The sequence below is a fragment of the Arthrobacter sp. GMC3 genome, from assembly GCF_002929305.1.
Taxonomy (GTDB): Bacteria; Actinomycetota; Actinomycetes; order Actinomycetales; family Micrococcaceae; genus Specibacter.
Map to the genome: position 1 here is coordinate 215,196 of NZ_PJIO01000003.1, position 17,068 is coordinate 232,263.

Consider the following 17,068-nt stretch of genomic DNA (forward strand, 5'->3'; position numbering starts at 1 on the left):
CTCCTCTTTGTGGTTGGTCAGTATTTCTGATTCGTTAGTGCCCTGAGATCACGGCGCACGTGTCTCCGGTTCGGCGGCGTCGGAGGCGAGACTGCCCACCAGCACGGGGGCAATCTGGTGCCGAGCCATGACGCCATCTGAGGAATTTCCGGCCCACGCTGCCGGTAGCTCCCACGACCAATACGGTGCCAATTCCCCCGCTCATGCTTCGGGGATCTCACGGCCGAAGGCTGCCAGGGTGATGGAGTCAGGATCGGGTCCACCCCGCACGCCGGTATCGAGAGCCGAAAGGGCGCTCATCTGTGCGAGATCCAGTTCGAAGTCGAAGACGCTGAAGTTCTGGGCGATCCGCTCGGAACGGACAGACTTTGGAATGACAGAATGCCCCAACTGAAGCTGCCAACGCAGCATGACCTGGGCGGCACTTTTGCCATGTTGTTCGGCAATGTCGACGATGATTGGATCGTTGAAAGTGCTTCTGGTATTGCCTCCCCGGTAGGAGGTAATACCGCCGATTGGTGACCAAGCCTGTGTCAGAATGCCCAGCTCCTTGTTGGCCTGCTGCACTTTGGTTTGGGTGAAGTACGGGTGCAATTCGATCTGATTAACGGCGGGAACCACTGTGGTCTGCTCGCGCAGCGCACGCAGATGGTTTGGCATGAAGTTGCTGACTCCAATGGCGCGCACCAGCCCGTCCGCCAGCAGCTTCTCCAGCGCCCTGTAGGCCTCGATGGTCTTGGTGAAATCGGTGGAAAGGGGCTGGTGCAGGATCAACAGGTCCAACTGTTCGACGCCGAGCTTTCCAGCACTCTTGTCAAAAGCGTGCAGGGTCTGCTCGTAGCCATAGTCACTGATCCACATCTTGGTTTCGATGAAGATCTCCGAGCGGTCAACCGTGGAACGGCGGATACCCTCGCCCACCTCACGCTCGTTGCCGTAGGCCGCGGCGGTATCAACGTGCCGGTATCCGGTCTCCAGCGCCGTGGTGACGGCATCCATGGTGACTTCGGGCGGAGTCTGGAAGACGCCGAGGCCGATGACCGGCATGGTGACACCATTATTGAGTGTGAATTTCATGATTCTTGACCTTTCTCTAGTTGCGGGCGAACGATGACTTTCAGTGCTTGACGGTTGGCCATTGCCTGGTAGCCAGCCGGCACCTCATCCAAGCCTTCCGGGACCATCACAAGCGTGCCTGACGCCTGCGGGACACGGGCATACTCGCCCTGGCCGCCGTCGTCCTTCCCTCCCCAGTGGGCACCATTCCGACACGAGGTTTGTAATCCTTCCAAACAGAAATCACAGACGCCGCAGGAGGTGACGAAGGGTGCCATAACGACGTCGCCCACCGCCAAACCCGTCACGGCCGGACCGAGCTCTTCAACGATGCCCACAAACTCATGGCCCATCCTGGCACCGTCTGGGGTTGCTTGTTTGGTCACGGTTTCAACACGCATCTCGCCTGCGCCGTAGATCAAGGCTGCTCGCATAGTGGGGATCCTTAGAGTCCGTCGTGGAATGATTTCCAGTCAACACCCGAAGAGGGCTGGATGGGAGACTCTGTTGATCCGGGTACTGCCATTCCCTCCCTCAAACTGCAGCTACCGCGTAGCGTGGATGCCATGACACACAGCGATGACGTGCGGATGTTCCTGACCTCCCGACGAGCCAAGATCACGCCCGAGGAGGCCGGACTGCCGCTCTACGGCGGCAACCGCCGGGTGGCTGGCCTGCGTCGCGAAGAAGTCGCGATGCTGGCCGGGATGAGCGTGGACTACTACGTCCGTCTGGAGCGCGGGAACCTCTCCGGCGCCTCCGACGGCGTCATCGAGGGACTCGCCCGGGCTCTGAAGCTTGACGACGCCGAAACGGCCCACCTTTTCGACCTAGCACGCGCCGCCACCACTTCCCCGCGTGCGCGACGCAAGCGCAGCCCCCAGACGGTGCGGCCGAGCGTGCAGCGCGTTATTGATTCAATCACCACGGCCCCAGCCTGGGTTCGCAACGACCGCGGGGATGTCCTTGCCACCAATGAACTCGGCCGGGCCCTTTACCTGGACATGATGGCAGAGGCGCCCGGGCCGCCGAACAGTGCACGGTTCACCTTCCTTAGCCCGAAAGCGCAGGACTTCTTCGCCGATTGGGAACGTGCAGCGGACGACGTCGTCGCCGTCTTGCGCTCCGCGGCTGGGAAAAACCCCTATGACAGAGACCTCACGGACCTCATCGGTGAACTTTCAACCCGCAGTGAGGCATTCCGCACCCGGTGGGCCAGACACGATGTCAAATACCACCGCACCGGCCGAAAGCGACTCCACCACCCGATCGTGGGTGACCTGGATCTGAGCTTCGAAGCGCTGGAGCTGGCCGGCGACCCGGGGCTGCGCATCAACGTGTACACGGCAGAGCCCGGGACGCCGTCCGAAGATGCACTGAAAGTCTTGGCCAGCTGGGCCGCCACCCCGCGCGAAACCTCGGTGGTTTCTGCCGAGGAGAACCAATAGATCGCCCCTATGGTGCTTTGGTGTTGCGTTCTGGCCTAGGGAACTGACAATCCAAGTATCCGAAGTGTTTCATTGGCGTGCCTGCGGGCGGCTTCCATGTCGGGAGCAGCTGACAAGCCCAGTAAGCGTTTACGATGCTGTTCGCCAAGCAGCAATCCGAACACTGCCTCGGAAATCCAAGCGGCTTCGCTTGGCGACACCGGCTCGGGCAGCATCGCGGCTATGGACGCCATGTAGCCGCTGGGTCCACTGGCATAGAACGCTGCAGCAAGTTCTGGAAAGTGGGCGGCCTCGGCGATCATCAACCGATGCAATCCCACGGCATGCTCCGAGTGGAGAGCGTAAACAATTCTGGCGCTAGTTTCCGCCAAGGAATCCGCCTTCGTCGGACTGCCGGATACCGAGTCAAGACGGAAGCGTTCAATGACGGCCGCGAAAACCGCAGACTTGTCGCCGAAGTAGGAGTAAATGGTGCGTTTGGTGACCTGAGCCGCCGACGCCAGCTGATCTACGGTGGTTTGTCCATATCCGTTGCGAATGAAAAGTTGCGCTGCTGCATCAAGGATTGCGGTCTTGCGGTCTTCCCGTTCATCTTCACTGGGTCGTCCCTTTTTCCGGCTGCCGGTGGTGGGGTTCTCGAGCATGGCGTCCTTTGCGGCGGAAGTGGCCGCGAGGTGCGCCCGTAGCCATTCTATAATGATACGATTTAGTTTCATTACGTGGTTGCCGCCATCATCAGGTGACCTAAGATTCCTTGGCTCCACGAGAGCGAACGAAAGAGACTTTCATGAGATCCCCCCGCGCCAAAAGTGGACCCGGCACCGCACCAGCACCGCATGACCAGCCGGATTCCGCCAAGCCCGAGCAACAACTGGATTTTTATCGTCAAATGGTGGAGATTCGGCGCTTCGAGGAGAGAGCGGCACGGGCCTACACGCAGGCCGAAATTGGCGGCTATTGCCACCTAAACCTTGGCGAAGAAGCCACAGTGGTGGGCTTGATGTCCGCGATGGAAACGAATGACTACCTGTTCACCAATTACCGAGAACATGGGTATGCGCTCGGCCGGGGCATAGCTCCTGGGCGAATCATGGCCGAGTTGTACGGACGGTCCGACGGCGTTTCCAAGGGCTGGGGTGGTTCCATGCACCTTTTCGACATGGGAGCCCGGTTGTTGGGCGGCTACGGCATTGTGGGTGGGCAGATTCCCTTGGCAACCGGTGCGGCGCTGGCCATTGACTATGAGGGCGGCCGGGAAGCTGTCATGTGCATCATGGGCGAAGGCACCACAAACATCGGAGCCTTCCACGAATCCCTGAATATCGCCGCATTGTGGGGCCTGCCCATCGTTTTCGTTGTCATCAACAACGGACTTGGCATGGGCACCACCGTGGAGAAGTCGTCCGCGGAACCCGAGATCTACAAGCGTGCAGCCTCCTACAGAATGGCCTCGGCACGAGTCGATGGCAACGATCCGCTCGCCGTCCGGGATGCCGCACTGCTGGCACTCGCCAGCGCCCGCGCCGGCAAGCCCTTCCTGCTAGAAACCATGAGCAAGCGCCTTCGTGGACACTCCGTAGTCGACCCGGCGAAATATAGGACGCCCGCAGAGACTGCCGCGTTGAAGGATACCGATCCCGTAGCGGGATTCGCGGCCACACTGGTTGCTGCCGGTCTGTTATCCGAACAGGACATCGCCCTCATTAATGCACAAGCCCTCACCATGGTCCAAGAGGCGGTGACATTTGCCGAGACGAGCCCGCCCCCATCCACGGAGACCCTCTTCGACTATACCTATGCCACCCCGGTGCCGAACGACTCCAGGCGACTTCCCGGCGAACCCTTGTTCGAACCCGCTCCCTTTTCCCAGCTAGGACAGCACGCATGACAATAATGACTTACAGGCAGGCGCTCCATGACACTCTGGCGGCAGAGATGCGCCGGGACAGCAAGGTATTCCTCATCGGCGAGGAAATTGGGTTGTTTGAAGGCTCCTACAAGATCACCCAGGGCATGCTCGCCGAGTTTGGTGAGAAACGAGTCCGGGATGCGCCGATTGCCGAAGAAGGATTCACTGGGGCAGCCATTGGTGCCGCCATGCTCGGGTTGCGCCCGGTGGTGGAGATCATGACCATCAACTTCTCCCTCATCGCCATAGATCAAATTGTCAATCATGCCGCCAAGATCTACGGAATGTTCGGCGGGCAGGCCAAGGTACCCATGGTCATCCGCACTCCAGGAGGTGGCGGACAGCAACTAGGTGCCACGCACTCACAAAACATCGAGCTCTTCTACGCCTTCATTCCCGGAATGAAGGTGGTGGCCCCCAGCAGCCCTGCCGACGCCAAGGCCCTGCTGCTGGCCGCGATCCGTGACGATGACCCAGTGCTCTTCTTGGAGAACCTTGCCCTCTACAACACCAAAGGCGAGGTGCCCGAACACAATACGCCCGCAGAAATTGGGAAAGCCGCCGTCACCCGACGAGGAGCCGACATCACGGTTGTCGCATACTCCCGGATGGCCGCCGTCGCCCTTGACGTAGCGCGCCAGCTTGCGGAAAGCGATGGAATCGACGTCGAAGTGGTTGACCTGCGCAGCCTCCGGCCCCTGGACCGGGACACCATCATTAACTCCGTCAAAAAGACCCACTGCGCCGTGGTGCTCGAGGACGACTGGCTGACTTACGGCATTGGCGCCGAAATCGCGGCGACCATATCCGACGGCGCATTCGACTGGCTGGACGCTCCCGTTCGAAGGGTCGCCATGGCCGAGGTGCCCATGCCTTATGCGAAATCCCTCGAAACTGCTGCCTTGCCATCCGCGCAGGACGCCGCAGAGGCCATCCGCCAAACACTCGCCGCCGTGGCCCGGCGCGCTTAGGAGACAAACACCATGATTGAAATTCAGATGCCCCGTCTCTCCGACACCATGGAGGAGGGCGTGATCAACGCCTGGCTCAAGAAGCCCGGCGAACTCGTCAACATTGGCGACATCCTCGTTGAAATTGAAACCGACAAAGCGGTCATGGAGCACGAGGCCTATGAAGCCGGAACCCTTCATTCAGTGCTGATCCCAGAAGGGGAAAGGGCCAGGATCGGCGCCGTGATTGCGGTTCTCGACGATGGCAAACGTGAAACCACACCGCCCGCCGCGAAGACACAAAAGGAGGCGCCTGCCCCGAATCCCGAGCTTAACCACCCGCGGGCATCAATCGCCCGCACGTTCTCTTCACCTCTGGCGAGAAAGGATGCCAAAGAACGCGGGGTGGCACTGGAACGTCTCACCGGAAGCGGTCCCGGCGGGCGAATAGTGCGATCCGACGTGCAGGCTGCCGCACAACGAAGCGACAATGAGTCGAACCCTGCCGGTGGGAACGTCGAGGGAGAATCGAACACCGTCTTGAACGGTCTGAAGGGCTCGCTCGCCGTTCCCTTCACGAGCACCAGAAAAGTCATCAGCTCCCGGTTGAGCGACAGCAGTCATTCCATCCCGCATTTCTCCCTGACAGCAGTGGCAGACGTCGAGGAACTGGTCCAGCTTCGCGAAGAAATCAACACCCAACGGCAGGCCTTAGGGCTGCCCAAGGTGAGCATGAATGACTTCATTGTGCGAGCCAGCGCCCTCGCATTGGTGGGACACCCCGGGATCAACGCTTCCTACTCCCCCGAGGACGGCGGCCAAAAGCTTCTCCACAGTCGCATCAACATTGGGGTCGCCATGGCCGCCGAAGCCGGCCTAGTCGTTCCTGTGCTGCTGGACGCGGCGCTCAAGCCGGTCTCACAGCTGGGAAAAGAGGCGAAGGCCTTGGCCGCTGCAGCCCGGGACCGCAAACTGCAGTCTGCCCAAATGAGCGGCGGCACCTTCACCGTGAGCAACCTTGGCATGTACGGTGTGGAATCATTCACTGCCATTATCAATGCACCCGAAGGTGCCATTCTCGCCGTCGGACAATCCGCCCGGGAACCGGTAGTCATGGACGGTGGCATGGTGCCCCGCCACCGGATGCGTCTAACGTTGTCTGCCGACCACCGCATCATCGACGGCGCGGACGGCGCCGCTTTCCTTCAGACACTGGTTGGTCTTCTGGCCCAACCCCTCGCGATCCTCGCTTGAGCCCGTGGAGGCAGCTTCCCTGGCGTGTATTCGACGAGGTCCCGCAGCCAGAAACTGCGGGACCTCGAGCAAGTGGGACTACAGCGCCTCGACCCAGATCGGGGAACTCCACGCGTACTGGTCATTGTGCTGGCGCACACGCACGTAGTACCAGTCTTCCCCGTCCCCACTTCCTTCATCCTCAAAGGTGAAATTCATATCAAGCGCCGACGACGGCTCTGCCCGGTCGAACACGAACGCTCCCGTAAGGAATCCGCCAAGATAGCTCACTCGAGGACTGTGGACCGTTGGTGTTGCAGGTGTTACGTCGAGCCAATTGTGAGGAACGGGCTCAGCGGCGGTATGTGACGTGAATGGTACCGCTCGGATCTGTCTCCGTTGTCACTCTGTAGCCAGCCTCGAATCCGCGCAGATCATCCCAGAGCCGGATACCGCTACCAAGCACGATGGGTGTTATGCCAACGTGCAGCTGATCGACGAGCCCCGCTCGCAAAAACTCTCGCGCAACAGTGGGTCCGCCCCCGATGCGGACGTCTTTTCCACCGGCAGCGGTTTGCGCGCGCGCCAAAATCTCCTGGGGGCTGCTGGGGTTCACGAACTCGAATCTCGTGCCGTTCGCCATCTCGATGGGGGCGCGGGGAGTGTGAGTCAGCACAAACACGGGGACCCGGAAGGGAGGCTCCTCGCCCCACCAACCAATCCAGTCGGGGTCGTCCGGAAAGTTATGCAGCCCGAACATCCCAGCGCCCATGATCTCTGCGCCGATGCCTTCAAAGTACGCGGTTGCATACTTATCGTCGACGCCGGTTGTCCCCTCCCCGCTGGTGTCGTGGAGCACCCGCTCGCGGAAGGTACGTGTGGCTGTGTAGGCCGCAACCAGGCGCCCCCAGTCGTCACCGAACGGATTTTCAGGGGTGGCATCGGTGGTTGTAGCGAAGCCGTCCAATGAGATGTTGAGGTCGACGCGAACGGTCATGATTAAAGGTCCTCCCGGTAGTGGATGCGTTATGCAAGGACTACCTTGGGGAGGCAGCAGGCGTCAAGGATTAACTGATAGATCCGCGAACATCCGGATAAGGATTCACCAAATGGCCAACGCCAGGTCGCTTGGGCGCGGGCCTGCCGTGTTCGTTCGTTAACCTCACCGTGGAACAATTGGCTCAGCTCATCCCGCCCGTGTCTGGAGTTTCATGACCCACGCTTCGCCCTCCGCTCTCGTCTTCCTGCGGCGAACCGGAGCCCTGGCCGCCGTCGTGGTGCTGGCCATGGTCACCGCCTGCGCACCAATCACCCCTCCCGCACCGGCACCCTCCGAACAGTCAACCGCCCCACCGACGCCCGGTGCCTGGATGGCTCCCTTGCCCAATGAGCGGGACTTGTCGACGGTCGCAGGCGCATACCCCATGAATCTGCAGGCTCCGAAAGCGTCGGGCTCGTGGGTTTACATGGACGGGGCAACAAGCTTCAATGCCGCCATCGACAAGCAGCTGCTGGCCGAACTGGACAAGTACACCGGCGGACCGTACCAGCCCGCGGTCAGACCTGCCCAAACGTCCACCCCGAGTGCCACGGAGCTAATAGTCCGGGGATCGCTGGCACACGCTGGCGGTACATTTCTCATTGGTCGCCTTCGGACAGCACCACCATCCGGGCGGGGCCCAGTAGCCACGGCTGAGGAAACGGTCGTCTACGACTCCGGGACGGGGACAACCGTTTCCTCAGCAGAGCTGATCGCCCCGGCGCACCATGATCAACTATCCGCACTGGCTAAAGCCTCGCCACGAATTAGCGACTTAACACCCGTGGTGTTCACGGATCTAGCGTTCGACGATGCAGGGAATCTGACCCTTACCGTTCCCAACGTTGCCCCGCCCCTAGCCGACACCGAATTTCGAACCGTGACAGTTCCGGCTGCTACCGTCCGCCCTTGGCTGAGCGGCTTGGGTCGCAGTGTCCAGGACGCGGCCGCCCTGCCGTGGCAGCCGCCCACCCCGGAACCCAAAGTCCTCAGACACATCAACTGTGACATCGTTGCCTGTGCCGCCCTGACCTACGACGACGGTCCCTCCCAGGCGACCACGCCCCGACTTTTGACGATGCTTGAGCAGGCGGGAGTTGGGGCCACGTTTTTCACCGTCGGAGGCGCCGTGAACTACAGCCCGAAGCTCGTCACTGCCGAGCACGACGCCGGATTCTCTGTCGGCAACCACACCTGGAACCATCCTGACCTGCGCAAACTCAGCCCGGGCGCCGTCGTCGACCAGATCCAGCGGACCAACACTGCCATCAAGGCCGCAACAGGGGAAGAGTCAACCCTAATGCGCCCACCATATGGCGGTGTGAACCAAATGGTCCGGACTAACGTGGGAATGCCCATCATTTTATGGTCTGTCGATTCCCAAGACTGGCTCAGCCGAGACCCTGCCAAGTACATCCCGGCCATCATGAACCAGGTCTTCCCCGGCGCCGTCATCCTCGAACACGACATCCATGCCACTACCGTTGATCACCAGCCTGAGGTCATCGCGGACCTGCAGCGCGCTGGCTACAATCTGGTGACGGTCCCACAGCTCTTCTCCGGCATCGCCCTGCAACCCGGGCAAGTCTTCAGCTGCCGCGGGCATGGCAAAGACTGCACACCCTCCCCAGGCAGGTAGCTGAAAACCGGCTGTTCCTCGTGCAAGCCCGTGCTCTGGGCCCAGCGGTTCAGTCCATTTGCTTTGGCCGCCATACGCCGAAGCGGTTGCCCTGCGGGTCTACGATGTGGGCGAACTCTATGGTCCCGTTGTCAACGAACGGGACGGCGACGCTTGCACCCAGCGCTTCGGCCCGGGCGATCCAACCTCGAAGTAGTTCACGATGTCAGCCATCGCCATCTCCCATCCGTGCCGGTTCCATGTCGCTCGCACTGACGCGGGCCCACAATGCTGCTTGGTCAACGGAGACTTCCGGAGCCAATTGCTCTGAAAGTACACCCTGAAGAACTTCCCTGGCTATAAAACGCGGCAGGTAGTCCCCCGGACTGCCACCATCTTGGCCTTTGCGGTGCAAGAATTGCCTCCATGGCGCAAATTCAAAGCAACGGACCGGCAGAGCCGCTACCCCCCGAGTCACCCGCGGATACCCGTGGCGGGTCATTCGCACGGGGACTGCCCGCAATCTGGGGCGACGCGCTGGGGCGGTCCGCGATCCGTGCCGCCCAGGCGTTGCTGGTTCTGACCCTCGTCTCGGTGGTCATCTGGGCGCTCACACGAGTCCCCGTGGTAGTCACCCCAATCCTCCTAGCCCTCATCCTTGCCTCGGCGATCGGCCCGATGGTCCACTGGCTCACTGGACACCGTTGGCCAAGGGCCGCAGCGGTGCTGACATCGTTCGTGGCCATCCTGGCCGTGTTCGGCGGCGTGATCACCGGCATCGTCTTCCTGATCCGGTCCCAGGCAAAAGACCTATCAGCCCAGGCCGACGTCGGGATCGACCGTCTGCACGGGTTGCTTGTCCAAGGCCCCTACCCGATCACCGATGAGCAGATCAATTCCATCCGTGACTCCATACAAAAATTCATCCTCAGCGCCGCCTTTGGTAGCGAAGCCCTGACCGGGCTCCGCGTTGCCGCCGAAGTCGCCGTCGGGGCAGTCCTGATGGCTGTCATCTTGTTCTTCTTCCTCAAAGATGGGGAAAAGATACGAATCTTCCTGTTCGGATTCCTTCCCGTAGCCCAACGGACGAAGGCTCATGTTGCGGCGGATAGATGCGCCGTCGTTCTGGGCGGATACGTTCGCGGCACCGCGCTGGTGGCGTTGACCAACGCTCTCATCGTCGGCGTGGGCCTGACCATCATGCACGTACCCCTGGCGCTGCCGCTAGCCGTGTTCGTGTTCATCGGTGGATTCATCCCGATCATCGGCGCCACTGCAGCCGGAACCTTGGCCGTAGTGGTGGCTCTGATTTTTAACGGACCTGTCCCCGCCCTTGTGGTGGTCATCATCCTTGTTGGCGCCAACCAGCTCGAACACCATGTCTTGCAGCCGCTGCTAATGGGCAAAGTCCTACGCATCCATGGCCTGGTCATTCTCCTGGCCCTCGCCGCCGGGACCACTCTGGCGGGGTTGGTCGGCGCCCTTCTTGCGGTGCCGCTCACCGCCGTCGGCTGGTCCATCATCAAGATCTGGACTGGACGGGACCAGCTCGCAGCAGCCTCAGCCGCAACGACCACGGCTGCAATCGAGCCACCGGGCGCGACTGAGCCCGAGGCCGGCCAAGCGAAGGAGTAGTCTCAAACCGGCCCATGGGATCCCCGCCTGCGCTAGGCACTTGAATTACTCCACCCGAGTCAGAACAGGTTCCGGGGCCGCACAGCACGACGACGACGCCTCGTCCAGGACCGTCGTTTCCTCGCTGGGGACATCGCAACTCCCGCCGAGGTCTGTGGTACAGACACCGGTTTCGGGCAGTTCGAGATGGACCTGGTCAGCCGCAGCCTGGTCGCCGGCGAGGGCCGCGACGATGGATCGGACCTGCTCGTAGCCGGTGGCAAGCAGGAACGTCGGGGCCCGGCCGTAGGACTTCATCCCGGCAATGTAAAAGTCCTTGTCCGGATGCGTCAGAACTTTGGCCCCATGAGCTGGGACGGTGCCACAGGAATGAAATTCGGGATCGATCATCGGACCAAGGTCCCGGGGAGCTTCCACAATCGGGTCAAGTTCAAGCCGGATTTCCCGCAGGATCTCTAGGTTGGGGCGGAACCCCGTTGCAGGAATCAGCAGATCCACGTTGAGTGTCACCTCGCCGTTGGGGGTGATGCCGGTGACGGCCAGACCCTGATCCGTAGTGGCGAAGGAGGTGGTAGTGAAGGAGGTGTGCAGTTCGATATGCCCTTCCTCGACCAGACCCCTAAGCCGGGTGCCGAGTTGGCCGCGAGCCGGCAAGCCGTCCAGATCCCCGCCGCCATAGACGCGGGACACATTTGTGCCGCGAACGGCCCAGCTGATTCGGGTGCCGGGTTGGTTCTTGGCCAGCTGACCCAAGGCGATGAGGGTGTTTGCGGCCGAGTGGCCAGCACCGATGACCAGTACGTGTTTGCCGACGAAGCGGTCACGGCCCTTACCAGTGACATCGGCCAAGGGCTCGGTGATTAGTCCAGCGGCGATGGCATCCCGCTCGCCGGGCGCGGGCAGGCCGGCCTGTCCGAGGGTGTTGGGCTGGGCCCACGTGCCGGAGGCGTCGATCACGGCGCGCACATGGTGATCGGTCACCGTCCCGTCGGCGGATTCGACGCGGATCAAGAAGGGCTGCTCGTCGCGGTCCCGGGAGCGGGTTTTATCCATGCCGACGCGGCTCACAGCGGTCACGGTGGAAGCGAGGTGCAGCGCATCCTGGATGGCAGGGACGGCCGCCAATGGCTTCAAGTAATCATCGACGATCTCGGTGCCGTAGGGCAAGGACGTGAGGCGCGGTTCGGTCCAGCCGGCGGGTTCCAAGAGGCGCCGGCTGGCGGGGTCAATGTTGTGTTCCCAGGAAGAGAACATCCGAATATGGCCCCAGTTGCGGATAGCTGCCCCGACGCCGGCGCCGGCTTCGAAGATCAGGGGCGTGAGTCCACGTTCGATCATGTTCGCGGCCGCGGCCAGGCCGATTGGGCCGGCGCCGATGATGGCAACTGGCAGGTCGTTCCGTTGATTCGTCATGAAATTGTCCTTAGCTTGTGGGGAGGAGTTCGGCGATGAGGGCCTGGATGCGGGCCTTGATGTCGTCGCGGATGGGGCGAACAGCCTCTACTCCCTGTCCGGCGGGGTCTTCTAGTTCCCAGTCCTCGTAGCGCTTGCCGGGGAAGATGGGGCAGGTGTCGCCGCAGCCCATGGTGATCACGACGTCGGACTCCCGCACCGCGTCGGTGGTGAGGACCTTGGGGATCTCGGTGGACACGTCGATGCCCTCCTCGGCCATCGCGGCGACGGCGGCCGGATTGACCGATGCAGCGGGCTGGGATCCGGCTGAGCGGACCTCGATGGCCCCGTTGGAGAGGGTGGTCAGGTAGGCGGCGGCCATCTGAGAGCGTCCGGCGTTGTGCACGCAGACGAAGAGAACGGAAGGCTTTTTGGCGGTGTCAGTGGTGTTCATGAGTTCGTGCTCCTGGAGGAAAATGACGGGGTGTTGGGGGAACTTGAGTACGCCTCGTTTGTGAAGAATCGTTTGCGCGCCCAGAGGGCAACATAAACCAAGGCAACTAGTGCAGGCACCTCAATGAGGGGTCCGACGACGCCGGCCAAGGCCTGTCCGGAGGTGACGCCGAAGGTGCCAATTGCGACGGCGATGGCGAGCTCGAAGTTGTTCCCGGCGGCGGTGAAGGCCAGCGTAGTGGTCTTGGCATAGCCCAGTTTCAAGGTCCGGCCAACCACCATGCTGACGGTGAAGATCACGATGAAGTAGACCAGCAGCGGGAGGGCAATGCGAGCCACATCCAGCGGCTTCGAGGTGATCGAGTCACCCTGGAGGGCGAACAGCAGCACGATGGTGAACAGCAAGCCGTAGAGCGCCCACGGACCGAGCTTGGGTAGGAACTTGCCTTCATACCAGTCTCGGCCCTTGGTTTTCTCGCCGATGGTGCGGGTCAGGAAAGCTGCCAGCAGCGGTATGCCAAGGAAGATCAGCACCGAGGCGGTGATGGCCCAGAAAGAGAAGTCGGCCGACGTCGTCGGCAGTCCCAACCAGCCCGGCAGCACCTGCAGGTAGAACCAGCCCAGGGCACCGAAAGCGAAAACCTGGAACACGGAGTTGATGAGCACCAGCACGGTGGCGGCTTCACGGTCACCGCAGGCTAGGTCGTTCCAGATCATGACCATGGCAATACAGCGGGCCAGACCCACAATGATCAAGCCCGTGCGGTATTCGGGGAGATCGGGGACGAAGATCCAGGCCAGGGCAAACATGAAGGCAGGTGCAGCCACCCAGTTCAGGATCAAGGACGTGATCATCAACTTGCGGTCGGCCAGTACCTTGCCGGTCTCGTTATAGCGGACCTTGGCCAGAACCGGGTACATCATGACCAGCAAGCCGATGGCGATGGGCAGGGACACGGAGCCGATCTTCACGGCATCCAGTGCGGTGTTCAATCCCGGAATGAATTTGCCCAACAGCAGGCCCACTGCCATGGCGATGGCAATCCAGACCGGCAGGAAACGATCCAGGGTGGAGAGCTTGCCGACGACCGAGGTCTCTCTAGGCGAAGAGGGCGTAGCGGTCATGGTAGTCATACGGCTCCCGGGCGGTCCACTTAAGATTGATGATTGTCGATATAAAGAGTATTGATCCTTATATCGACAATTGTCAATCTATGGGCATAATGGATACATGAACACCGCTCCAGCGATCGAGACAACCACAGATCAACTCTGCTGCGAACCCAGCGGGCAACCGGCGCTCAACGCTGCCGACGCTGTGGAATCGTCCCGAATCCTCAAGGCGCTATCCGATCCAAACAGACTGCGCTTGCTCTCGATCGTCAAAGCGGGCGACGGCGATGGGACCTGCGTATGTGACCTCACCGAGCCCTTGAACCTGGGCCAGCCCACCGTCTCCCACCACCTGAAGATCTTGGTGGATGCCGGAATGCTGAAACGGGAAAAGCGTGGCACCTGGGCGTACTACTCCTTAGTCCCCGGCGCCTTGGAGGCTGCATCGGCAAGCATCCTGGCCCTGTGAACACGGAAATTCGGGATATGAAACCCACCGATTGGGCAGAAGTGGAACGGATCTACGCCGCAGGGATTGCCAACGGCAACGCCACTTTTGCCGAAGCTACACCGTCCATGGAGGACTTCTTCGCCCCTAGAATCCCGCGCCTAAACCATGTCGACGTCGACATGGTCGGGAATATGCTGGGTTAGGCCACCGCGAACGAGTCGGCCACATGACCTAAGGGCCTTACGCTGGTATCTGGCGGGACACAATCTTGGTCGAACAACGCCTGTAAAGAGTGTGGTCCACCATGCATGTAGGCCCACTAAAAACAGGGCCTCACCGCGCACTACACTGCGCAGCCAGCCAGTGTCGCTGACCAACAATATTAGGGGCTTGTCTTCCCAGCCTGAAGCTCACCAATCTGCTTGCGCGCTGCAGCGACGAGTTCCTCATTGGTATTCGCGTGTCCATTCAGGCCCCACCCACCGGGAACGGCCTCGGTCAGCAACACCCATGTGCGCTCCGCCAAGGTTGGGTCATCCGCCGCCCTGGCAACGAGTTCCGTAAATTGGGAGACCACTGCGAGTTGCTTCTCGCGGTCTAGTGCGCCAGCATTCGTGAGCACCTGCACGCGAACGTAATTCGTGTCGCCGTCGATGTTGGAGAGGTCTCCCTGGGGCATTTCATGGACGAATCCGGCCGTGTTTTGGCGAAACATGGGAATGTCGGGAACACCCTCGATGATCCTCAATGTGCTCGCGAGGTCCTTTGCCAGCTGGTGTTTGTCCGCGAAAGTCCCTGCCGTTGCGTACACGTCGATCATTGGCATTGACGTTCTCCTGTCTCAGATTTGAATCTTGCCGGTGGTCGTAATGATGCGCCGTTTCGCGCGGCGTAGTCAAGGAATGTGATGGTTGAGCGAGCTGGCCGGGGGCGGGGCCTGCGCCACCGGCGACGAAGCGTGGTGCGTGCCGCAAGGTATACCCTCAAAGGCGGTCACAAAAAACGGGCTCCAGCGTAGTGTGGTATAAGCGAGTCGATTATCACATTGCCTGGAGGTTCAAGATGGAACTCACACCAACCACCATCGTCGGCGTACCTGACCTGATGCATGCCGTTCGGCGGGAAGCCCGGCGCATCACGGCCGACCACAAGGGAGACTATGTTGCCGAGCATGAAGCCATTCTCGCCAGGCTGAGCGCAGCCGATCTCATCACGGATGAGGAGGCCCAGACACTGCTCGGGCTCTACAAGACCGGATATAAGGCCGGAGAGCCGAAAGGCAACCCCCAACGGGCCTACTTTGAAACGCGGGAAGTGTACAGCCGAATGCTGGCGGGCAAAAAGACGAGCCCAGTGGCCCTTGTCATCGCATCGGTTGCGGTAGGTTCCTTCGACGTCAATGAGGGTCCCGACGGATCCACTACCGTCAAGATCGCTCGGGTCAGTTTTGGATCAAGCCTGGCCGGCATCGGGGCGGGGATCGGCTCGCTCCTGGGCGGTCCGGCAGGAGGGGTGCTGGGAGGGGCAATTGGCGGGTTGATTGGCGGAATCGTGGACGACAAGAAGGGCCAGAAGTAGGGCTTGAGACGGGCCGTTAGGGCAGATCTGGACGTCGTCGTCGGGCAATCAACTGAGGATCGTCCGGCCTGACCTCCTTGGCGGTGCGGTTTAGGGGCCGGTGCGGCCGGACCGGTTCATATACGAACCGGCGCGGCCCGCTCCACATCGCTGGCGGGGCATCGATCGCGTAAGCCAGTGAGTACGCCACCTTTTCATAGTTGGCGCGCCAGCCCCGAAAATGCGGCCAGGCTTGTTCCGCGGTCACCTCAAGCGGAAAATCAACGGCCCGCAAGAGCTCCACAGCCTCCCGGAATTCGCCAAAGCTCACCTCGAGCGGGACATCAGGATCAACGTCGTCCTCGACCCGTATTCGGATGGCCCGCGCCACTTGGTTCATGCAGGTAAACCCCATCCGCAGCACCAACCGGGCACGGGTGTTCGGGACGGACTCGGGACTCAAGGAAAGTTGCAACGCCGCGGCATCCATCACGCTGAGCAGTGAAATGAGCCAGTTTGAGTATGGGGCCGGCGAGCGGAACCACATCAGGGTCAGGTAGGTGCTGTGTGACTCGGCCACCTCGGCCGCCCACCGCTCCCAGGTTCGGTACAGCTCGCCCAATTCTGTGGTGCCGTCCTGGGCGGCCATCCCATACCGGGTCCGAACCAGGATCTCCGGCCCCCACGCAGGTGACCCCGCCCGTGACACCAGAAGTGTGACATCAGCTTCCCGCCGGTTGAACGCCGCATACAGGGTGGGCAGGTAGCCCACCTGCAAGCCGATGACGATCAACCCGGTAATGGCGGCCGCATAGACCAGTGCCGTGTTGCCAACGTTCGACGGCGCCGCGTAGCCCAGTGTGAACATTGCAGAACCTGCTTCGCTGGCGGCCTTCCACATGTCATCACCAACAAAGGGCAACAGAAGCAAGGTGAAGGAGATATCGAACAAGGCCACCCAAACGAGCAGGCGGACAAACAACGACATCGGTGACTGCCAGGCAAGGATCCGGTCACGAGTTTCATAGGCAGTGACCGGCTTCGTCAAGGCAAGAAACAACTTCGCGGTGACCTGGCCCGTAACCTCGGAGACGACGCTGCGTGTGGGCCGGGGCACGATCAGTGTTCCGATCACACTCATCCATGTCAGGAGCACACCAACTGCTCCGACGGAAAAACAGACCCACACGAGTACGCTCAAGACACCCTTTCGC

General features: G+C 61.2%; 20 protein-coding genes. 9 read left to right on the forward strand and 11 right to left on the reverse strand.

The window, feature by feature from the left end; all coding sequences use genetic code 11:
• Window positions 1-48: 48 nt before the first annotated feature.
• From CXQ94_RS22500 to CXQ94_RS07135, 3 genes are read right to left on the reverse strand one after another with little or no spacing between them, the layout of a single operon-like run.
• On the reverse strand, window positions 49-192 hold the full coding sequence (locus CXQ94_RS22500) for a hypothetical protein (protein WP_181034107.1): 144 nt from the start codon (window positions 190-192) through the stop codon (window positions 49-51).
• A gap of 9 nt (window positions 193-201) precedes the next feature.
• The gene (locus tag CXQ94_RS07130; RefSeq protein WP_104087731.1) at window positions 202-1,077 is read right to left on the reverse strand and encodes an aldo/keto reductase; all 876 of its coding nucleotides are present in this window, start codon (window positions 1,075-1,077) and stop codon (window positions 202-204) included.
• Entirely contained in the window at window positions 1,074-1,490 is a 417-nt protein-coding gene (locus CXQ94_RS07135) for an alcohol dehydrogenase catalytic domain-containing protein (RefSeq protein ID WP_104087737.1), read from the reverse strand. Before CXQ94_RS07135 ends, CXQ94_RS07130 begins: the two co-directional genes overlap by 4 nt.
• Before the next feature lie 132 nt (window positions 1,491-1,622).
• On the opposite strand from CXQ94_RS07135, the gene CXQ94_RS07140 reads away from it, so the two are divergent.
• Window positions 1,623-2,504, forward strand: coding sequence for a helix-turn-helix transcriptional regulator (locus CXQ94_RS07140; RefSeq protein ID WP_104088464.1), 882 nt, complete (start codon window positions 1,623-1,625; stop codon window positions 2,502-2,504).
• 35 nt (window positions 2,505-2,539) lie between these two features.
• Here CXQ94_RS07140 and CXQ94_RS07145 read toward each other — a convergent pair whose 3' ends face one another.
• A complete protein-coding gene (locus tag CXQ94_RS07145) occupies window positions 2,540-3,148 on the reverse strand; it encodes a TetR/AcrR family transcriptional regulator (RefSeq protein WP_104088466.1) in 609 nt (202 codons plus the stop codon).
• Window positions 3,149-3,291: 143 nt separating this feature from the next.
• On the opposite strand from CXQ94_RS07145, the gene pdhA reads away from it, so the two are divergent.
• The 3 genes from pdhA to CXQ94_RS07160 are packed head-to-tail and all read left to right on the forward strand — an operon-like array spanning window position 3,292 to window position 6,617.
• Window positions 3,292-4,392 carry a pyruvate dehydrogenase (acetyl-transferring) E1 component subunit alpha gene (gene pdhA / locus CXQ94_RS07150; protein ID WP_104087740.1) on the forward strand — a complete coding sequence of 367 codons (1,101 nt, stop codon included), beginning with the start codon at window positions 3,292-3,294 and terminating at the stop codon, window positions 4,390-4,392.
• Window positions 4,389-5,384, forward strand: coding sequence for an alpha-ketoacid dehydrogenase subunit beta (locus CXQ94_RS07155; RefSeq protein WP_104087744.1), 996 nt, complete (start codon window positions 4,389-4,391; stop codon window positions 5,382-5,384). The genes pdhA and CXQ94_RS07155 overlap by 4 nt, the downstream gene beginning before the upstream one ends.
• 12 nt (window positions 5,385-5,396) lie before the next feature.
• Entirely contained in the window at window positions 5,397-6,617 is a 1,221-nt protein-coding gene (locus CXQ94_RS07160; protein WP_104087748.1) for a dihydrolipoamide acetyltransferase family protein, read from the forward strand.
• Window positions 6,618-6,695: 78 nt separating this feature from the next.
• On the opposite strand, the gene CXQ94_RS22155 is transcribed toward CXQ94_RS07160, so the two are convergent.
• A complete protein-coding gene (locus tag CXQ94_RS22155; RefSeq protein ID WP_146070247.1) occupies window positions 6,696-6,887 on the reverse strand; it encodes a hypothetical protein in 192 nt (63 codons plus the stop codon).
• A gap of 61 nt (window positions 6,888-6,948) precedes the next feature.
• Window positions 6,949-7,596, reverse strand: coding sequence for a dihydrofolate reductase family protein (locus CXQ94_RS07165; RefSeq protein WP_219817004.1), 648 nt, complete (start codon window positions 7,594-7,596; stop codon window positions 6,949-6,951).
• A gap of 211 nt (window positions 7,597-7,807) precedes the next feature.
• On the opposite strand from CXQ94_RS07165, the gene CXQ94_RS07170 reads away from it, so the two are divergent.
• Window positions 7,808-9,274 (forward strand): polysaccharide deacetylase family protein, encoded by a 1,467-nt coding sequence (locus tag CXQ94_RS07170; protein ID WP_104087754.1) that lies wholly within the window; start codon window positions 7,808-7,810, stop codon window positions 9,272-9,274.
• A gap of 405 nt (window positions 9,275-9,679) precedes the next feature.
• On the forward strand, window positions 9,680-10,888 hold the full coding sequence (locus tag CXQ94_RS07180) for an AI-2E family transporter (protein WP_104087757.1): 1,209 nt from the start codon (window positions 9,680-9,682) through the stop codon (window positions 10,886-10,888).
• 45 nt (window positions 10,889-10,933) lie between these two features.
• Here CXQ94_RS07180 and CXQ94_RS07185 read toward each other — a convergent pair whose 3' ends face one another.
• From CXQ94_RS07185 to arsB, 3 genes are read right to left on the reverse strand one after another with little or no spacing between them, the layout of a single operon-like run.
• Entirely contained in the window at window positions 10,934-12,301 is a 1,368-nt protein-coding gene (locus CXQ94_RS07185) for an FAD-dependent oxidoreductase (protein WP_104087760.1), read from the reverse strand.
• A gap of 10 nt (window positions 12,302-12,311) precedes the next feature.
• Entirely contained in the window at window positions 12,312-12,734 is a 423-nt protein-coding gene (locus tag CXQ94_RS07190; RefSeq protein ID WP_104087763.1) for an arsenate reductase ArsC, read from the reverse strand.
• Complete coding sequence (arsB, locus tag CXQ94_RS07195) at window positions 12,731-13,867, reverse strand: ACR3 family arsenite efflux transporter (protein WP_104087766.1); 1,137 nt, start codon at window positions 13,865-13,867, stop codon at window positions 12,731-12,733. The genes CXQ94_RS07190 and arsB overlap by 4 nt, the downstream gene beginning before the upstream one ends.
• A gap of 97 nt (window positions 13,868-13,964) precedes the next feature.
• Between arsB and CXQ94_RS07200 the strand changes: the two genes are divergently transcribed.
• Window positions 13,965-14,315, forward strand: a complete 351-nt coding sequence (locus CXQ94_RS07200; protein ID WP_104087768.1) for a metalloregulator ArsR/SmtB family transcription factor — start codon at window positions 13,965-13,967, stop codon at window positions 14,313-14,315.
• A 17-nt stretch (window positions 14,316-14,332) separates the two neighbouring features.
• Window positions 14,333-14,500, forward strand: coding sequence for a hypothetical protein (locus CXQ94_RS22505; RefSeq protein WP_181034108.1), 168 nt, complete (start codon window positions 14,333-14,335; stop codon window positions 14,498-14,500).
• A gap of 179 nt (window positions 14,501-14,679) precedes the next feature.
• Here the strand turns inward: CXQ94_RS22505 and CXQ94_RS07210 are convergent, their stop codons facing one another.
• Window positions 14,680-15,123: a hypothetical protein gene (locus tag CXQ94_RS07210; RefSeq protein WP_104087774.1), complete on the reverse strand. Its 444-nt coding sequence runs from the start codon at window positions 15,121-15,123 to the stop codon at window positions 14,680-14,682.
• A gap of 236 nt (window positions 15,124-15,359) precedes the next feature.
• On the opposite strand from CXQ94_RS07210, the gene CXQ94_RS07215 reads away from it, so the two are divergent.
• Window positions 15,360-15,875 carry a hypothetical protein gene (locus CXQ94_RS07215; RefSeq protein ID WP_104087777.1) on the forward strand — a complete coding sequence of 172 codons (516 nt, stop codon included), beginning with the start codon at window positions 15,360-15,362 and terminating at the stop codon, window positions 15,873-15,875.
• 16 nt (window positions 15,876-15,891) lie between these two features.
• On the opposite strand, the gene CXQ94_RS07220 is transcribed toward CXQ94_RS07215, so the two are convergent.
• Window positions 15,892-17,055 (reverse strand): hypothetical protein, encoded by a 1,164-nt coding sequence (locus tag CXQ94_RS07220; protein WP_219816995.1) that lies wholly within the window; start codon window positions 17,053-17,055, stop codon window positions 15,892-15,894.
• Between the last annotated feature and the right edge of the window lie 13 nt (window positions 17,056-17,068).